At 43.9% G+C, this 14,537-nt stretch carries 26 protein-coding genes; 7 read left to right on the top strand and 19 right to left on the bottom strand.

Features of this window, described 5'->3' with window-relative positions:
• Window positions 1–227: 227 nt before the first annotated feature.
• The 9 genes from LG211_RS07935 to LG211_RS07895 form a co-directional block, all read right to left on the bottom strand.
• Entirely contained in the window at window positions 228–1,511 is a 1,284-nt protein-coding gene (locus LG211_RS07935; protein ID WP_269477314.1) for a M28 family metallopeptidase, read from the bottom strand.
• Window positions 1,512–1,680: 169 nt separating this feature from the next.
• Entirely contained in the window at window positions 1,681–2,205 is a 525-nt protein-coding gene (locus LG211_RS07930) for a DUF6382 domain-containing protein (protein ID WP_148398887.1), read from the bottom strand.
• Window position 2,206: 1 nt separating this feature from the next.
• A complete protein-coding gene (locus tag LG211_RS07925; protein WP_148398889.1) occupies window positions 2,207–2,965 on the bottom strand; it encodes a hypothetical protein in 759 nt (252 codons plus the stop codon).
• Window positions 2,949–4,157 (bottom strand): DUF5702 domain-containing protein, encoded by a 1,209-nt coding sequence (locus LG211_RS07920; RefSeq protein WP_269477313.1) that lies wholly within the window; start codon window positions 4,155–4,157, stop codon window positions 2,949–2,951. Before LG211_RS07920 ends, LG211_RS07925 begins: the two co-directional genes overlap by 17 nt.
• The gene (locus LG211_RS07915; RefSeq protein WP_148398893.1) at window positions 4,147–4,503 is read right to left on the bottom strand and encodes a hypothetical protein; all 357 of its coding nucleotides are present in this window, start codon (window positions 4,501–4,503) and stop codon (window positions 4,147–4,149) included. Before LG211_RS07915 ends, LG211_RS07920 begins: the two co-directional genes overlap by 11 nt.
• A gap of 32 nt (window positions 4,504–4,535) precedes the next feature.
• Window positions 4,536–4,649 carry a hypothetical protein gene (locus tag LG211_RS20110; protein WP_253021271.1) on the bottom strand — a complete coding sequence of 38 codons (114 nt, stop codon included), beginning with the start codon at window positions 4,647–4,649 and terminating at the stop codon, window positions 4,536–4,538.
• A gap of 56 nt (window positions 4,650–4,705) precedes the next feature.
• Window positions 4,706–5,764, bottom strand: a complete 1,059-nt coding sequence (locus LG211_RS07905) for a type II secretion system F family protein (protein ID WP_148398894.1) — start codon at window positions 5,762–5,764, stop codon at window positions 4,706–4,708.
• 1 nt (window position 5,765) lies between these two features.
• On the bottom strand, window positions 5,766–6,512 hold the full coding sequence (locus LG211_RS07900) for a type II secretion system F family protein (RefSeq protein ID WP_253019764.1): 747 nt from the start codon (window positions 6,510–6,512) through the stop codon (window positions 5,766–5,768).
• Window positions 6,502–6,765: a hypothetical protein gene (locus LG211_RS07895; protein ID WP_269477312.1), complete on the bottom strand. Its 264-nt coding sequence runs from the start codon at window positions 6,763–6,765 to the stop codon at window positions 6,502–6,504. The genes LG211_RS07900 and LG211_RS07895 overlap by 11 nt, the downstream gene beginning before the upstream one ends.
• A gap of 119 nt (window positions 6,766–6,884) precedes the next feature.
• On the opposite strand from LG211_RS07895, the gene LG211_RS07890 reads away from it, so the two are divergent.
• Window positions 6,885–7,139, top strand: a complete 255-nt coding sequence (locus LG211_RS07890) for a hypothetical protein (protein ID WP_269477311.1) — start codon at window positions 6,885–6,887, stop codon at window positions 7,137–7,139.
• A gap of 7 nt (window positions 7,140–7,146) precedes the next feature.
• On the opposite strand, the gene LG211_RS07885 is transcribed toward LG211_RS07890, so the two are convergent.
• Window positions 7,147–7,362, bottom strand: coding sequence for a helix-turn-helix domain-containing protein (locus LG211_RS07885; RefSeq protein ID WP_269477310.1), 216 nt, complete (start codon window positions 7,360–7,362; stop codon window positions 7,147–7,149).
• A gap of 159 nt (window positions 7,363–7,521) precedes the next feature.
• On the opposite strand from LG211_RS07885, the gene LG211_RS07880 reads away from it, so the two are divergent.
• The 6 genes from LG211_RS07880 (at window position 7,522) to LG211_RS07855 (ending at window position 10,113) form a co-directional block, all read left to right on the top strand.
• On the top strand, window positions 7,522–7,866 hold the full coding sequence (locus tag LG211_RS07880; RefSeq protein WP_269477309.1) for a hypothetical protein: 345 nt from the start codon (window positions 7,522–7,524) through the stop codon (window positions 7,864–7,866).
• A gap of 22 nt (window positions 7,867–7,888) precedes the next feature.
• Window positions 7,889–8,071, top strand: a complete 183-nt coding sequence (locus LG211_RS07875; protein ID WP_241359007.1) for a hypothetical protein — start codon at window positions 7,889–7,891, stop codon at window positions 8,069–8,071.
• 44 nt (window positions 8,072–8,115) lie between these two features.
• Window positions 8,116–8,487: a hypothetical protein gene (locus LG211_RS07870; protein ID WP_269477308.1), complete on the top strand. Its 372-nt coding sequence runs from the start codon at window positions 8,116–8,118 to the stop codon at window positions 8,485–8,487.
• A gap of 409 nt (window positions 8,488–8,896) precedes the next feature.
• Window positions 8,897–9,064, top strand: a complete 168-nt coding sequence (locus LG211_RS07865; RefSeq protein WP_269477307.1) for a hypothetical protein — start codon at window positions 8,897–8,899, stop codon at window positions 9,062–9,064.
• A gap of 13 nt (window positions 9,065–9,077) precedes the next feature.
• Window positions 9,078–9,503 (top strand): ribbon-helix-helix protein, CopG family, encoded by a 426-nt coding sequence (locus tag LG211_RS07860; protein ID WP_269477306.1) that lies wholly within the window; start codon window positions 9,078–9,080, stop codon window positions 9,501–9,503.
• Window positions 9,490–10,113 (top strand): AP2 domain-containing protein, encoded by a 624-nt coding sequence (locus LG211_RS07855; RefSeq protein WP_269477305.1) that lies wholly within the window; start codon window positions 9,490–9,492, stop codon window positions 10,111–10,113. Before LG211_RS07860 ends, LG211_RS07855 begins: the two co-directional genes overlap by 14 nt.
• Before the next feature lie 177 nt (window positions 10,114–10,290).
• Here the strand turns inward: LG211_RS07855 and cas5 are convergent, their stop codons facing one another.
• From cas5 to LG211_RS07810, 9 genes are all read right to left on the bottom strand, one after another.
• Window positions 10,291–11,292: a CRISPR-associated protein Cas5 gene (gene cas5 / locus LG211_RS07850; protein WP_269477304.1), complete on the bottom strand. Its 1,002-nt coding sequence runs from the start codon at window positions 11,290–11,292 to the stop codon at window positions 10,291–10,293.
• Window positions 11,293–11,296: 4 nt separating this feature from the next.
• The gene (locus LG211_RS07845; protein WP_269477303.1) at window positions 11,297–11,794 is read right to left on the bottom strand and encodes a helix-turn-helix domain-containing protein; all 498 of its coding nucleotides are present in this window, start codon (window positions 11,792–11,794) and stop codon (window positions 11,297–11,299) included.
• 9 nt (window positions 11,795–11,803) lie between these two features.
• Complete coding sequence (locus LG211_RS07840) at window positions 11,804–11,992, bottom strand: hypothetical protein (RefSeq protein ID WP_269477302.1); 189 nt, start codon at window positions 11,990–11,992, stop codon at window positions 11,804–11,806.
• A 147-nt stretch (window positions 11,993–12,139) separates the two neighbouring features.
• Window positions 12,140–12,406: a holin gene (locus tag LG211_RS07835; RefSeq protein WP_336246046.1), complete on the bottom strand. Its 267-nt coding sequence runs from the start codon at window positions 12,404–12,406 to the stop codon at window positions 12,140–12,142.
• Between the two features lies 1 nt (window position 12,407).
• The gene (locus LG211_RS07830) at window positions 12,408–12,653 is read right to left on the bottom strand and encodes a hypothetical protein (protein WP_269477301.1); all 246 of its coding nucleotides are present in this window, start codon (window positions 12,651–12,653) and stop codon (window positions 12,408–12,410) included.
• Between the two features lie 12 nt (window positions 12,654–12,665).
• Complete coding sequence (locus LG211_RS07825; protein WP_269477300.1) at window positions 12,666–13,445, bottom strand: peptidoglycan recognition protein family protein; 780 nt, start codon at window positions 13,443–13,445, stop codon at window positions 12,666–12,668.
• Window positions 13,445–13,612: a hypothetical protein gene (locus LG211_RS07820; protein WP_241360376.1), complete on the bottom strand. Its 168-nt coding sequence runs from the start codon at window positions 13,610–13,612 to the stop codon at window positions 13,445–13,447. Before LG211_RS07820 ends, LG211_RS07825 begins: the two co-directional genes overlap by 1 nt.
• A 58-nt stretch (window positions 13,613–13,670) precedes the next feature.
• The gene (locus tag LG211_RS07815) at window positions 13,671–14,057 is read right to left on the bottom strand and encodes a hypothetical protein (RefSeq protein WP_269477299.1); all 387 of its coding nucleotides are present in this window, start codon (window positions 14,055–14,057) and stop codon (window positions 13,671–13,673) included.
• A gap of 22 nt (window positions 14,058–14,079) precedes the next feature.
• Window positions 14,080–14,454: a hypothetical protein gene (locus LG211_RS07810; RefSeq protein ID WP_269477298.1), complete on the bottom strand. Its 375-nt coding sequence runs from the start codon at window positions 14,452–14,454 to the stop codon at window positions 14,080–14,082.
• Window positions 14,455–14,537: the final 83 nt, after the last annotated feature.

Below are 14,537 nucleotides of genomic sequence, written 5' to 3'. Positions count from 1 at the left end.
TCAAAAGGTTCTATGAATTGCAAGTACGATAAATTTTCTTCCACCTTATAAGGGGCAATGGGAAAATGGAACCGTGATTTACAAATCAAAAAAACGGCACATCCCATTCGTTTTCACCAAATGGGATATGCCGTATAGATTTAGTAAGCAGTCGCCTCAGGACGTCTGTATGATGTGGATGGCCTTTTCGGCGGCAGCCCCACGCTTTTCGCACTCAGGGCCGTTGATTAATCTTCAAAAAATCCCCAGCCGTACATTTTTCCGTATTTCTTCATATCTTCGTACAAATCCTCCGGGTAGCCCTGCGAAATATCATCTGTGTTGACAAGCCAATTCAGCATCGCTTCCGAAAACTGCAGCGGCGTGATAAAGCTCTGCTCGGAGATAAAGTGCATATTGTCATACGGCGTATGATTGATGGCATAGAACCCTGATGTCAGCGTCAGATGGGGAATACCTTTGAATGCAAAGCTAATGGTGTCCACAATCCAGGGACCGATATCAACGTTCCAATCAAAGCCGCAATCCTCGACAACCTGATTAATTTCCTTTTCGACTTTTTCGTTGCATCCGGCCCAGATCAGCGGAGAGCTTAAGGCATTGCCAATGATATCATAGTTAAATACAAATTTCATATTATCAATTACCTCTGGATAATCCAGGATAAAATTGCGGCTGCCGTACAGTCCACATTCATGTCCCGACCAAGCAATAAAGCGGATGGTTCGCTTGGGCAGGATTCCCTGTTTTTTCAGATTTCCGAAGTATCTTGCCATTTCCATAACGCAGCCCACGCCCCCTGCATCATCCGCAGCGCCAACGCTGCTTTCCGCAGAATCTAAATGAGCGCAGACCAGAATGTTTCCCAGCTCCGGATTGGTTCCCTCAATCATACCTATGGTATTCCTTGTTTCCGTTTCTTCCAGGGTGAATTGGCAGTTGTAGAAAATTTCCACGTCTTCTCGTTTGGCCAGCTCCATGGCATCGTCGTACTTGAGAATAGCAGTCGGTATGGTAAAGGGCTCGTCCATATAAGAATAATTGGCATACACGTATGGAATATCCCGATGACCGTCGGAAGAAGTGTAGAAAACGGCTTTTACACCATATTGATATAACCGTTTATACATGTCCAAATCCGGGTATTCTACATAAGAATCCCTGCAGATCAGTACTGCTTTTCCCTCCACGTCCTTTGCTTCTATATTGGCGATTGAACCGCCTTCACAGTATACCAGCGGATAGGTGATCCCTTCAGCAGGCGTTTCCTTTGCAAACAGCACCGGCGTATGCTTTAAGACTTTCCAATCACCGTCCACCTTTGCTTTGAATTGGGAATGGGTGATCTTGCAGATGGGCAGCTTAAAATGATGCAACTCCACATCCACCCCATAGCTTTCAAATTCTTTGACAATATAATCGGAAGCCTTTATGACCTCTGTTTCTCCGGCAATTCGTTTGCCGCATTCCTCCGCGAAATAACGGGTATGTTCGTAAGCGTCTTTATACATTTACTTTCTCCTTTCCTTACGCCTGTTACAGACACTGTCCACGACGTTTCTATGAGAAAAGTATAGCAAGCTGCAGAGCTTCCCGCCATTGTCCTGAATGTTTAAAATGATCTGATAAATAGAACTGCGCCTATTCAGCATGGAACTCAGGTTCTACTCATCTTGAGAATTATCTGTAAATATCCCGCTTCAGCTCCCCGATCAAATCAATAATGTCCGTGATATAATAATTGTTTTCTTCCAAATGCTGCTTCACCTTTTCCAGATAAACACGGTTGTATCCTGGAACGCGCCTTTCCACTTCCGTAATAAAATTTACCATGTTTTCCCGCAAAGTGACAGGCCGGTCCGCCGGTACATAAGCAATTCGCACTTGCCCGGATTTTCGGTTGTAAAAGATGGTATCCAGATTCAGTGTGATCCTGCTGGGCGTGATCAGGTATTCGCCGGCTTTGCTCACCAGTAGAAAGGTCTTTTCCAGAATATCCAGAGCTTCTTTAATCTCTTTGACATTGCACTGCCGCAGAGCCGTGTACCCGCTGCAGTGGTAGGACACCAGTTCTCCGTCTTCACAGCTGACAAAACCCATTGGCATAAACAATTCACAGAGCCCGGACGAAAGTACGACCTTCTCAAATTCCTTTACGGCTCCTTCTTTAAGCTGTAATTTAAAATCATTGTTTCGAATCTCCATTTTATCCCCCTCCGCACTTGCTGCACGGCTGATACCCTTTTGCCAGTGCGTCCTCTTTCTCAATCTCGATGGCATATTTGTCGATGGTTTTACAGCTGCCTTGATGATAGGCTTTGCCTGTGCTTGCAAAGCAGTATACCAAACTTCCCAGCGGCAGCCGGTCCGGCTTGCATAGTAGACATGGCTGGTAATTTTTTCGGATCGGTCCGGTCAAAACAAGCTGTTTGGCGTTGGCCTTTATATAGGTACATTCTTCCTGATGATATTTCTTTCCCCACATGGGGAAAATCCAGACAATTCTTGAATCGCCGTTGGTTTCCATTTCTGAAAATGCCATGGGATTGGCCAAAGCCGCTTTGCCGATAAACCCTCTGCACTTTATGCGGCTTTCCAAATCAACTCCATCGTATAAATCCAGCGGCAGCTTAATCTTAATATGGTAGTTCAGTTTCAGTAATATCAAGCCGTCCCTGCCGCCTTCTTCATACAGATATCGAAACCGGCTGACCTTGATATTATCTGCCTGTTCATTTTCTATTCTCAGCCGTCTCTCCACTGCCGCGGGAAAAACCGGCGCTGCTTTAACCCCATAGGCCTGTGCGGCCAGATGAGCCGTTTCATCCACAGCGGAAAAGGTTATGTTTTCCGCTGTGCTGAAAATCTTTATGAAATAGCCCAGGGCAGCAATGGCAATGATAAAGATCGGAAGGAAGATCGCTGCTTCTAATGTAAAATACCCCTTTTTAGTACCTAGCATCATACCCCCGTTCTCCTCCGCCTAGCTCTGCCTTTAACCGGAAGCCGCAATGATAGTTTTTCAGCAAAAAGTCTTTGCTGAACGTTCCTTTCATGTTGATCTGCATTAAATCCATCATACGGGCTATTTTCAACGGCTCGCTCTCAAAATGAAGAAAAATCATCAGATAGTCTTCATAAGACAAACCTTTTTTGCTCCCTGTGTCAATGCATCCCTGATCAAGATTTTTCAGTACAGAATCCAAATCTGTTGCCCAGGACGCCTTATTTTTTAAAAGCATGACCGGCTTCCCCTTTTCCAAGAGTCTGGCATCGTTTTCCGCTTCTGCCAAAGCCCAGGTACCGATCAAAATTGCCTGCGTCAGGACCGCCGGAGGCCCTGGCGTCATTAATTCAGCTGCCGCCAGAGTCTGGGCCCTTTTTTCTTCATCCAGATAAAGATACGCTGCGTTAAAGCTGCTCCGAAATAATACCAAACCTCGTCTCACTTCCGCTTGATTCTTTTTATTACTGTATTCTCCCTGCAGAATGTACTCGACTTCATTTTCAAAAAAGGTAGCCTGGTCCACCTGATCATTGAGCGCGTTTTTGAATTTAAGCGTAATATATCGATCCAGCAAGTATGTATCCTTGCTTTGATCAAAGATTTGATCCATATTCTTAAATTGATCCTTGATTTCAGCAATTCGTTCCGCAAATCCGGGGCTGCTTTCTCTCAGAGGCTTGGACGGAAGACTGTCGATGATCCTGCGATTTCGCAGAGTCCTGTCTTCCTTTTTCTCACCGCTCTCCTCACGCTTTCCCCGATTCAGCAATTCTTCAGCAATGGCGAATTTCATATAATCCAAAATTTGTTGTTTCATATTTTCCGGATCTGCCAATGAAAATTGACCAAAACTGACATTGATTCTGCTGGCGTGCGCCTCTTGACGATCTTGCAGCGCGTAATCCAGATCTTCCTTAATCTGTGCTTCCACCTCCTCTCCTGTTTTTTCAAAAGCAAACAGACCATAGCGGTCTTTCAACTCCAAATTGAATTCCGATAAAGCGCTCCTGCACGCAAGGTTTAAAATACCGTCCCCATAGCTTATGACCGCCGCTCGTTTTGCGGCATAGATGAAAACCGCAGTCAACGCGACCATTGCAGTCAGAATAAATACTAAGAACACGGAAGCGCTGCCTTTCTTATTTCTCATCTGCTTGCTCCTTGATTTGAGCCAAATCCACCATACGTACAAACATTGCTTCATCATCGGCGTATTTGTGTGCTGAAAGCTCCTTTGTCCTCCGATTTAAAATTCCCTTTTTTGAGAACTCCACGCTGGAGGCATAAAATACCTGCCCGCCCCGGTGGTCAATCGGGTAACTGGCGTTCGCTTTTGTTATATATTCAACGGTCTGAGTGACTTGTCCGCTTTCCGCCCTCAATGCGATATGCATCCGGGCCCGCAATTCCGTCTGCTGATAAAGAAACACCAGCATATGAATTAAAGCTACGACCGTAAGAATAATCAACGGAAAGACCAACGCGGCTTCCACCATGGTCGTCCCCTTTTTCTCTTTCCAAGCAGTGTTTAAAAGCCGCTGTTGAGGCTTTCGAAGGTTTTGTTGACAAAACTGGTTATTTCGCTTTTGAAAATCAGCCCCAGAACAATGGCAATCGCCACCAGAATTGCTACTTGCACCATTTCCATCCCCTTTTTGTTGTTGCTTATAAATCTCCATTTCTTCATTTTTATCCCCCTTACATTCCCATTAATGCCGGCGCTATGGTGATCAGAATCAAAACGGACAGCAGAATGACTAAGGGAAGGGTCAGTTTGGTTTCCGCCAGCCTTCCCTTTTCCTCAGACTGCTGCTTTCTTGAAAACCACAGCAAATCGTTTTCTTTTTTTAATTTTTCAGCCAAATCCGCGCCCTTGCTCACATTATCGCTGATGATGTTTGAAATCCGCATCAGCTCTTTGACACCGCTTCTCTTGGCGAAACGGCGCAGCTCCTGATGAAGCGATCCGTTGACCTCCTGAACCGAACGGCAAACCCGCTCCAATTGGGTATAAAAATAGTCCGGCGCACGCCCTCGTTTCATCCGATCGTCGACTGCTTTCAGAAATGCCGTATTCAAAACAACTCCGGCATTCAGCAGAAGGACCAGTTTATTGATAAATTCCGGAAGTTCCCGGACAATGGATTCGGCCGCTTGCTTTTCTTCTTTTTCAATTTCATAAAACCGCATTTTGTAAATGAGCGCCGCTGCTGCCAGTGCCATTATGAAATATAACGGCAGGTTGGTATCCTGGACTTGTTTCCAGATAAGGCGTTCCCCTGTTTCCAGATGATCCGGAAGGCGCACCCGCTCCGATGCGGTATCCGCATTGAGCTGCGCAATGACTTGCCGCATCTGCTGTTCATTTTTTTCTGCTTCTGTTTTTTCCAGAGAGTCCGCAGGCTGCTGTTCCTCCTTTTTTCCAATGGGATCGATGGTAATATAGTATTCTTTTGTTTCCTTTCCATCGGGTCCTTGGATCACCACCTCCGTGCTGAAAGAAACGGATCCCGTTTTTGGATCAGGCCGCTGTATCTCCAAAATCTGACCACCGCTTCCCAATTTCAGGTTCCCTGCGGGTTCAGCTCCCAATAACAGATCGTAGGCTGCGGCCGCGCAGATCAACATTACGAAAGCCGCGCATTTGATCAGCAGGTTCCTGCGGGCTTTTTCGATTTTCGCAGCGCACGCTTTTCCCCCGTAGAGCTTGCGGTATCGTTCCTCCAGTCTCTTTTCAAATTCCTGATAGACTTTCAAGTTACACCTCAATATCCGTCAGTCTTTCTGTCAAATAAAAGGCTGCGCCCAGACCTGCGATAGCGATGGTCATAATCATTCGTCCCGCCAAAGTGGTATATAACGGCTCCAGATAATCCGGAGAAAAAACATTGAGAAAAAGGATCACGATTAAAGGCATGACGCTGATAATCTTTCCTTCAAACTTTTTCTGAGCAGTCATGGTTTTGATCTCCCGTTCAATATTGATTTTATCCACTAGAATCTCCGTCGTACTTTTCAGCATTTTTTCTAAATCCCCGCCCATCGTTCTGCAGGTCATATAAACCTGAACGAAATTATCGATATCTTCGCAATGGCTTCTTTCCGCAAAATCCATAAGAAGTCGAATGTCACTTTCTCTATTCTCTGATATGGCTTTGACCATGTGCTTTAATTCCTCGATCAAAGGCGTCTTGGGGCTATAGATCAGGCTTAAATTATCCAGGCTGCTTTTCAGCGCCTCTCCAATTTGCTGATTTACCGCCGCAGATGCCGACAAGGAATACAGCAGGTCCTTAAATTGTGTTGTAAGCAAAGCCCTTCTTTTTCCCGCCAGATAGTTCTCATAGCGATCTATTAAAAAATAGGGAAGAAATCCTCCTGCCAGGGAAAAAGGGATACTATGATAAAACAGAAAGAGCACTGCAAAGGATACGACATACCCTGCCGCTAGAAATTTGGCCTTTTCCTTTACGGATAATTCGTACTGTGAATAATCAACTTTCAAGTGTTATCCCCCTCAACTCAAGCTTTTCTCCGTGGATGAGTCCATTGCCGCTTTTCACCAGACCGATCGACGGCTTGTATTTAAAAAGCAGACTGGTTTCGATCTCGCCTTTCGATATTCCTTTTACTTCTGCGATCTCTAAAACCTTTCGGCTGCCATCGGACAAGCGGCCAAGATGAATGATAATGTCTATGCCCTCCGCGATCTGAGATCGAATGGCGTCAACAGGGAAGTCGGCCGCCTGCAGGAACATGGACTCCAGCCTCCTGAGCATCCCGGAAATGGAGTTGCCGTGTCCGGTGGACAAACTGCCGTCATGATCTATTTACTTACTATAGTCTCAAATATGTTGAAATGAAAGGAGTTACGAAAATGAAGAAGCAAAATTTAGTCGGAGCGGAATTAACCTTTAAGGAATTGGATGATTTGATGGTAAGGCAAGGCTATGAAAGTGAGCTGCAATATGTCAGCGATCTGAGTCGTGTAATCGAGAAAAAATATATTGGATATACCTTTGACATGGGACTCACTATCGATGTCTTGAAATTTAAAATTATCTCAGAAAACGAAAAAGACCCTGAGAACACGATAATACGCATCATGGGGTCTGAGCGGCTTAATTGCTAAATGTACACTATATTGACTCTCCTGTCTCACGGTCAATAAAATCAACCCGCAAATCTGTACCCAAGGCGCTGGCAATTTTGCGCAGATCGTTTTCACTAAAATTGTTGCGACTCAGCTTATTGCCAAGGTTTTGCCGTGTGGTTCCGATTGCCGCAGCCAGATCGGATTTATTCATTTTCCTGCGCTCCAGCAGGACTATGATTTTTTCACTCGTTGTTAACATCGTTTTTACCTCCGCATACATTTTACATTATAAACGCAAAAGTGTCAAACGGTAATAATATTTTGCAAAAGTTTAAAAATAATGTACATTTTGTATTGACAAGTGACATTTTAAAGTGTACAATAGTATCAACAACAAGAGATTAGGAGGAACAAAAAAATGAAGTACAATAAATCAGAAATCATGAAAAGCGCATGGGAAATGGTAAGAAAAATTAAATGCTCAATGTCAAGAGCGCTCAAAGAGGCGTGGGCAGAAGCAAAGATTAAAGCAATGAAATCCATAAAATTTGTAGATGGCATGGAAATAACAAGCCCAAACGGATTTACACGCATCCTGAATAGATGGACCAAATACGACAGAGATCGAGTTTACATTAACGGCGGCTCCAGGAAGGGTGACGGATACGTCGAGCTGAATACGGGCAGAGCTCACCTGAATGGCACGCTTGTATATCAGGAACAAATCGCTGAAATGATTCTGAATATGGACTTTGGGGCATAGGCCCCCGGAAGGGAGAGAAACAATGAATATAGAATTTCATTTTGCCAACACATCGGCATTACAACGATTTTTACATGCAAAAATGTGGAGTTTTTCAGGTCCTAAAAAATTTTATGACTGGCTGGAAGGGTTTGCGGATACAGGAGTGTTTATTGATTCAATCGGAGGAGTGCTGGATTACAAGGATTTATGCGATTTAGTTTAAAGTGACCCGCCCCGGAGGTTACGAGGGCAGAAAGGATTTTAAAAATGAAAATAAAATATATAAAATATGATTTAAACAGGTTGTATCTCAAAACGAGATATAATACAGGTCAATTCTTACATGGGTTAAAATATTCAGATAATCGTTTAATTCGATTGTTTTTCGAAATAAGATATTTACCTTACACCTTAAAACACTACATGAAAATAAATCATTATGCCTATTTCGGCGCTCCTGGCATTAGGCAAATCATAATATTTGATAGCTTAAGAAAACGAAATAAAGCAGTCAAGGAAAACGCCCACCTCAGCGAAATAACTCACAGACAACTCTTGTTACTAGCTAAAGATGAAGCCTTAGAAATTAGATCATATTCAGACGAACTTGGAAAAATTATGATGATGCATGACTCCTAAAGAAACACAACAGAGAGTAAGTATCAATAAATACAATATTTAAAAAAGACAAGACCAACTCGAAAGCGGCCTTGTCTTTTTTGTGTTAAGCAATAACTTATAAATTTACTGCAATCCACGCTCCCCGGGTGGGAAGCGACTAATTAAGTTGTTGCTCAAACGCTAGATAATTATATACCTCAATCCACGCCCTGATGGTTGGGCGACAATCAACATACAAACTATGGCTGTATGCCTACACGGTCATATAATTACTTAATCAACGTTTTTCTATGCTTATTATATCATAACCTCTTTATCCGTCAAGACCCAAAAGTTTTGTACTTTTGTAATATTTTACTGTGAAACAGTTGACAAAAGTAATATTTTCCTGTATACTAGTATCATCAGATAAAGGAGGAACGAAGAAATGTTAGAAAAAATTTATGTATACGGAATCGATGAGGAAGTTATGGTTGATATGGGGCAGGAAACATTTATTGACGAGGCAACCGGCTGTGAAGTCTATATTGCCGAAGATGGCAGATGGATTGCGGAAGATGACGCTATCGGCGAATGGGTGCAAATTAAGGGATAATCGGAGGAAGGATATGAATAAAAGAATCAAAGGAAAATTGTACAATACGGAAACCGCAAAGGAGCTTGCCCGCATTGATAGCGGGCACTCCCCTTCAGATTTTGAGTATTGGGAAGAAGTCTTATATCGGACAAAGAGCGGCAATTTCTTTCTGTATGGCTGGGGCGGCGGAAATTCCCGATATGGCGAATGGCATGGAAACAGCGGTGGAGCCGGTGAAAAGATCATGCCGATGGAGCCAGAAGCGGCGATAGAGTGGTCCGAAAGCAATCTGTCCGGTGATGAGGTTGAACAAATTTTCGGACGGCTTGAAGAGGATAAAGTCAAAATTACTGCTGATATCTCCGTATCTGCAAAAGAAAGACTTGATTCTTTGCGTAAAGAGACAGGGAAATCAATCGGAGAAATCGTCGAGGAATTGTTAAATGAAAAGAAATGATTTAACTGGCCGAACTTTTGATTTGTTGTATGTCGAAAAATACATCGGCGGAAACAAATATCTATGTCAGTGCGAATGCGGCAACACCTGTGAGGTATTTGCAGGAAATTTAAGGAGCGGCCATACAAAATCATGCGGATGTCTAAAGCATACAAACATCATTGATAGGCGGTTTGGTAAATTAACCGTTCTGTCAGAAAAAACAAAAACTATCGCAGGAGTGAAAAGAACTTTCCTGGTCTGTAAATGCGAATGTGGTAGCGTGATCGAAGTCCGTAAGGATTCCGTCATATCCGGCCAGACAACATCTTGCGGATGTGTCAACAAAGACCGTGACATTCCGCAAAAAATGCTGGAAACGTTTGTTGATGGCTCTCAGCCGATCAAAATTGGCGCTATGACCGCATCCAACAAAAGCGGGATCGTCGGCGTAAATTGGGATAAATCAAGGCAAAAGTGGCAAGCGTCAATCCGATATAAAGGCAAAAAATATAACTTAGGCCGATATGATCGCTTGGAAGATGCAACTAAAGTTCGGGCAAAAGCCGAAGAGATCGTGAAGGCTCATATTGAGAACGGAATTACTGGAGAACCGGTATTTCCTAAATAAACAGCCGCAGGTTTATTCCTGCGGCCTTTTTCCAATATGGAGAGATTCATAAATACATAATCTGAGATTCATTTAGATTCCAATTTGGGTGTAATTTGTAAATACATATTCTTTGTAATACTTTTACATTCCACTATGGCTTTTTATAATTATATTCTTTTTCCTCTAAAAAATCAACTATACAAAATTTACAATATATCCATCCGGGTCGTGCCAGATCGAGTCTGAAAATTTTTTAATTTTATAATTGGATACCCACATTGCCCCAACATCTTTGAAGTTGCGTTTTCCGTCAATTATTGTATAGTTTTTAGGCAACAAATATCTTGTACCCATCAGCGGCCGTCCATCCTCAAACTTAAAATCGTCAATGTCTTTTATATACGCATGATGCTGACCGACCGTGCTTTTATCCAGCTGGTCAAGTTCTATCAAGTCCGCGCTTTCAAGACTAATAAAATCTTCACTTCGGCCAATCGCCTTAATGTCATAGCGATGTTCGTATAGGTCTTGTAAAACTGCGTCATCTGCCCGGATATGAATAATTAATGTTACGTCGAATAAAATCTCCTGATAGGTCGGAATATACTCGATCGTATGATACTGCTCCATTTGCGCTTGCAGTGCGGCCTTTTTTTGCTTTGCCTCCTTAATAACCCTTTCCAATTCTAAATATCGATCAGAGTCTTTATAGTCTTTCCGCTTTTTCCCGGCGGCTTCTTGTTCTTTTCTGAATGATTTCAAGGTTTCTTCTACAACCTTACGATCCGCAGTGGTTTGACCTATGTTTTCACGGAGGGCAAGCCATTTGCGGTATTCTTCTTCGTTATAGATTTTTACGTTTTTTCGGGTCCTAAAGTCCGCACCCCTAGCGACTGTTTTTCCAATCTTAATATGCGCATTTGATATTGCGCTTTCTGGCATCCAAACTAATGTTCCGCGGTCCATTTCAACTCGATTTAGGACGGTCATAGATCGAAACATTTCTTGCTTCATTGCGCCATAATCGCCTTGGACGCTGAGGTCCATAGGATGGTATTCCCTGTATCCGCAGGCTTTATGGATAGCGCCAATAACCGTAGAGAAGGGTGGTAATGGATAGGTCATGCAATTGTCTACCGTCTCAGGCCGCCTATAATGAGCCTGTGACTGCGTTAAAATTAGTCTTAACGTTTTCATGTTGTTATTCTCCCATCGCTCTGGCTACATGCCAGTAGCCATTATCCCATTTAAGGGCCGTCGTTTCTTCCACATCGTCCGGTACCTTGTATTCCCAGGTAACCACGTGTGAATTGTCTTTGCCCTCCTTATATTCAAAATCTCCAGGTTGGAAAGTGATTTTGTAACATTCGCTTATAAAGAGAGTTTTCCCGACCTTTTCGGTCACGCTGTCCATGCGCTTATATCCGCATGACAGCAAATAAGCAACACCGTCAAGATAATCCATTTTTTCTAGATACATCCTATGGGCTTCATTTCTAGCCCCATTTTTTAAATCGTTTTTTATTTCCATGCGCCGTAATTTTTCTATTACTAACGTTTCCACATATTCAGGCGGGGTCCGTTTCCCCGACTCCCAGTCCTCAATCGTGCGAGCCGGTATTTTCAATTCTCTTGCCATATCCGCTCGGCTCAGGCCCGCCGCCCGGCGAGCCTGGAATATCTTATTGTCCTTACCCATTTTGACCTCCTACAGCACTTCGATGGCTGCCTTTACTTTATCTTGTAATTTTCTATAGTTGCCATCATCATAGATAGCTTCTATGAGTTCTCCGTCTTTATCTTCTAGTTCCAGCATTCCAGTTCCATCGTCAAAGAATACCTTTACTTCTGCATTTCCAATAACGTCTTTCCAATCTTTTGTAGTTTCGATTCTCATTTTCTTACCCTCCGTTTTTGTATTTCTTATCTTGTATATATAATACCACGCATTGCGTGGATTGTCAAGAACTTTTTCACGCATTGCGTGGTTTTTTGCACTAAAAAAGCCCCGGTCAGGATCACTCCCCCGGGGCATAGATATGGGCTATTCTACTGTGTCTCTGACTTCCGTCTCGCTATCTTCCGGATCCATGCGATTGCCCTTGTATGTGTCATTCAGCTTTGCCTCTGTCAGCTCCGGCAGTCCGGCCACGCTGGTCAGTAGCGACAGCACCCCGGCCAGCGCCGACGCACTGACTACCATGCACCAATCAACCTCCTGCATCACCGCCGCCGTGCCGATCATGGCAACAGCTGCCTGGGCAACGGTTTTGATTGCTCTTACTCCTGCTTTTTTAATCCATGCTTTCATGTTATTTTCCCTCTCTTTCTTTTAGTTCGTCTATCAGCCGGAAGGCCGTCTTTTGATCTCTCTCCACGACGGCCATCCGCTCAATTAAGGAGTTGTGTTTATCCTGCTTTGTCTCCAGACGTTTTATATCCTCCTGCACCTCTTTGATCAGATACTCATTTTTAACGTCCTGGACCCTCTGCTGCTTATAGCTGATAATAATTTGTACGATGATCAGTGCGGCAGCAGGAATGATATATTGCATCATGGATTGTCCTCCTTATAGATCAGCGATCCATGCCTTCGCTGCTTTACGTGATTTCGGGCCAAAGTCTCCATCTACCCTTCCGGTATAATAGCCTTTCTTCTTCGCCGCCTTCTGCCAAATCTTTACGACTTTCTTCGTTGCGGGACCGAAAGATCGATCTAATGCTAGCTTTACAGCCTTGATCAGCCCTTTGCTGATAAACCAGTTCATTAATTCTTGCAGTGTCTCTACTGCGGCGTCGGTGTTCCCTTTCACAAGTGTCTTAGATGGCACGGATGGCTTGCCTAATTTTTTCTTTTTATTCAGCTTGTCCAGCTCTGCTTGTACCATCTTTAAAAACCTGTTCCAGCCTTTCGAGATCGTTCTGTGCGGGCAGTTCTTTCCGGACCAGTCCTTGTGTCTCTTCACTCGGCTAATCCCCCAGCCACGTTTTTTAAGGAGTACGGCGGTCAGATATGCGGCATTTTTTTCAGCCTTATCAAAGCGGCTTCCTCCGGACTTGCTATAGCAGATTTCAATTCCAATCGATTTTCGATTTCCCGTCCCGCTACCGCCATCACCGGCGTGCCATGCGTTGCGGTTGAGAGGGATCGCCTGAACGGCCTCTTTATCGTCTACAGCGTAGTGGTAAGAGGTCTGGTTGTTGTTGCTCAGCATATAAGCAACCTCATTGGCCGCAGATGCGTCATTTGAGGTGTTGTGGATCGTTATGTAGCTTGGCGTCATCTTGTATGGACACTTACGGCTATATTTCTTCTGCGGGCATAATTTCTTTTTTACTTTCAAAGCCATTACAGTTCCTCCTCTTCTTCATAGGGATCCGGGGTTACTTCTCCGATATCCTCTCCGATTCCATCGGTCATTTTGTCCGCAAACTGATCTTCCGTGCCGATCAGCTCCGCTGCAGCAGCCTCTTCATCAAAGGCTTCTACTTGGATGTCTAATAATTGTTCACACATAATTCTTTCCTTTCTCCTCCATTTCAGAGGTATAAAAATAGACCCCTTGAGGTCTTGGTTAATCTACTATAAATGATCCGGCGAACGGTATCAAAACGCCTGGCGGTAGCGTATTTCCATTCGTCGCTATAAAGATTTCCCCCGATTTATTTATATACCCAACAATCATCACTCCGGCGTTGCAAGTTGGTGTCATATACTGATTTTCCAATAATGTACAGGGTAGTTTTCCAATTTTGACATATGTCGCTGGCAAGTCTTTGTTCAGCGTGATCGAGCCAAACATTGACCCGTTTTTTCCTATGATGCGACACTTTGGTGTCGTATATATTGTACAGCCTGGCTCAAGTGGAAACGTTAGCCATCCGGTATCCGCAACTCGGTCAATCAGGGATTGCTGCAACTGATTAAACATTGCGATCATTTGATCTTGTGTATAACTCACGCCGCACACCCCCTTTCGAGGGTTATTTCCACTTGCCGATTAAAACAGCGTCCCAAGTTACTAACAAGTCCGAAAAGCTGTAAGATGAGCTCATTTGCACATAGACTTTCCCGCCACTTATCGCAAACAGGGCCGCAGCATAATGATTGGCCGTTGCTGATCCGATCACTTTTATATCGTCTATAAACAGTCCCGCCGGAATATTCACAGCCCGATCTACTGCATACCAGCATGCGCCTGACGTTCCGCCTAAAGCCATTGTTATTTTCTGTTCGCCGCCCCAGGCAATCGCCAGCCCATTCGGTAGTTTGACATAATTCCAGATACCTTCTGTTTTTACCTCTAAGCCAGCAAATAAGGCTTGTAGTGCGTTGTTCGCATAATCGATTCCATTCATGCCACGCACCCCCTAACCTGGACAAAGCGCCTAAAAATACTGCTTTTAAGCGCCCCCCGACAAAATTTTGGCCGGGATTGGTT

The organism is Hominibacterium faecale (genome assembly GCF_020734085.1).
GTDB classification, from domain to species: Bacteria; Bacillota; Clostridia; order Peptostreptococcales; family Anaerovoracaceae; genus Hominibacterium; species Hominibacterium faecale.
This window is presented reverse-complemented; position numbering and strand designations above follow the sequence as displayed.

What these genes read in the sequence shown, in the direction of transcription:
- LG211_RS07925 (WP_148398889.1), bottom strand. Translation starts at nt 2,965, where the DNA reads ATGATGCTAGGTACTAAAAAGGGGTATTTTACATTAGAAGCAGCGATC.
- LG211_RS07870 (WP_269477308.1), top strand. Translation starts at nt 8,116, where the DNA reads ATGAAAATAAAATATATAAAATATGATTTAAACAGGTTGTATCTCAAA.
- LG211_RS20110 (WP_253021271.1), bottom strand. Translation starts at nt 4,649, where the DNA reads ATGGTGCAAGTAGCAATTCTGGTGGCGATTGCCATTGTTCTGGGGCTG.
- LG211_RS07860 (WP_269477306.1), top strand. Translation starts at nt 9,078, where the DNA reads ATGAATAAAAGAATCAAAGGAAAATTGTACAATACGGAAACCGCAAAG.
- LG211_RS07855 (WP_269477305.1), top strand. Translation starts at nt 9,490, where the DNA reads ATGAAAAGAAATGATTTAACTGGCCGAACTTTTGATTTGTTGTATGTC.
- LG211_RS07885 (WP_269477310.1), bottom strand. Translation starts at nt 7,362, where the DNA reads ATGTTAACAACGAGTGAAAAAATCATAGTCCTGCTGGAGCGCAGGAAA.
- LG211_RS07825 (WP_269477300.1), bottom strand. Translation starts at nt 13,445, where the DNA reads ATGGCTTTGAAAGTAAAAAAGAAATTATGCCCGCAGAAGAAATATAGC.
- LG211_RS07895 (WP_269477312.1), bottom strand. Translation starts at nt 6,765, where the DNA reads ATGTTCCTGCAGGCGGCCGACTTCCCTGTTGACGCCATTCGATCTCAG.
- LG211_RS07875 (WP_241359007.1), top strand. Translation starts at nt 7,889, where the DNA reads ATGAATATAGAATTTCATTTTGCCAACACATCGGCATTACAACGATTT.
- LG211_RS07830 (WP_269477301.1), bottom strand. Translation starts at nt 12,653, where the DNA reads ATGATGCAATATATCATTCCTGCTGCCGCACTGATCATCGTACAAATT.
- LG211_RS07820 (WP_241360376.1), bottom strand. Translation starts at nt 13,612, where the DNA reads ATGTGTGAACAATTATTAGACATCCAAGTAGAAGCCTTTGATGAAGAG.
- cas5 (WP_269477304.1), bottom strand. Translation starts at nt 11,292, where the DNA reads ATGAAAACGTTAAGACTAATTTTAACGCAGTCACAGGCTCATTATAGG.
- LG211_RS07920 (WP_269477313.1), bottom strand. Translation starts at nt 4,157, where the DNA reads ATGAGAAATAAGAAAGGCAGCGCTTCCGTGTTCTTAGTATTTATTCTG.
- LG211_RS07915 (WP_148398893.1), bottom strand. Translation starts at nt 4,503, where the DNA reads ATGGTGGAAGCCGCGTTGGTCTTTCCGTTGATTATTCTTACGGTCGTA.
- LG211_RS07810 (WP_269477298.1), bottom strand. Translation starts at nt 14,454, where the DNA reads ATGAATGGAATCGATTATGCGAACAACGCACTACAAGCCTTATTTGCT.
- LG211_RS07880 (WP_269477309.1), top strand. Translation starts at nt 7,522, where the DNA reads ATGAAGTACAATAAATCAGAAATCATGAAAAGCGCATGGGAAATGGTA.
- LG211_RS07930 (WP_148398887.1), bottom strand. Translation starts at nt 2,205, where the DNA reads ATGGAGATTCGAAACAATGATTTTAAATTACAGCTTAAAGAAGGAGCC.
- LG211_RS07890 (WP_269477311.1), top strand. Translation starts at nt 6,885, where the DNA reads ATGAAGAAGCAAAATTTAGTCGGAGCGGAATTAACCTTTAAGGAATTG.
- LG211_RS07840 (WP_269477302.1), bottom strand. Translation starts at nt 11,992, where the DNA reads ATGAGAATCGAAACTACAAAAGATTGGAAAGACGTTATTGGAAATGCA.
- LG211_RS07835 (WP_336246046.1), bottom strand. Translation starts at nt 12,406, where the DNA reads ATGAAAGCATGGATTAAAAAAGCAGGAGTAAGAGCAATCAAAACCGTT.
- LG211_RS07865 (WP_269477307.1), top strand. Translation starts at nt 8,897, where the DNA reads ATGTTAGAAAAAATTTATGTATACGGAATCGATGAGGAAGTTATGGTT.
- LG211_RS07845 (WP_269477303.1), bottom strand. Translation starts at nt 11,794, where the DNA reads ATGGGTAAGGACAATAAGATATTCCAGGCTCGCCGGGCGGCGGGCCTG.
- LG211_RS07935 (WP_269477314.1), bottom strand. Translation starts at nt 1,511, where the DNA reads ATGTATAAAGACGCTTACGAACATACCCGTTATTTCGCGGAGGAATGC.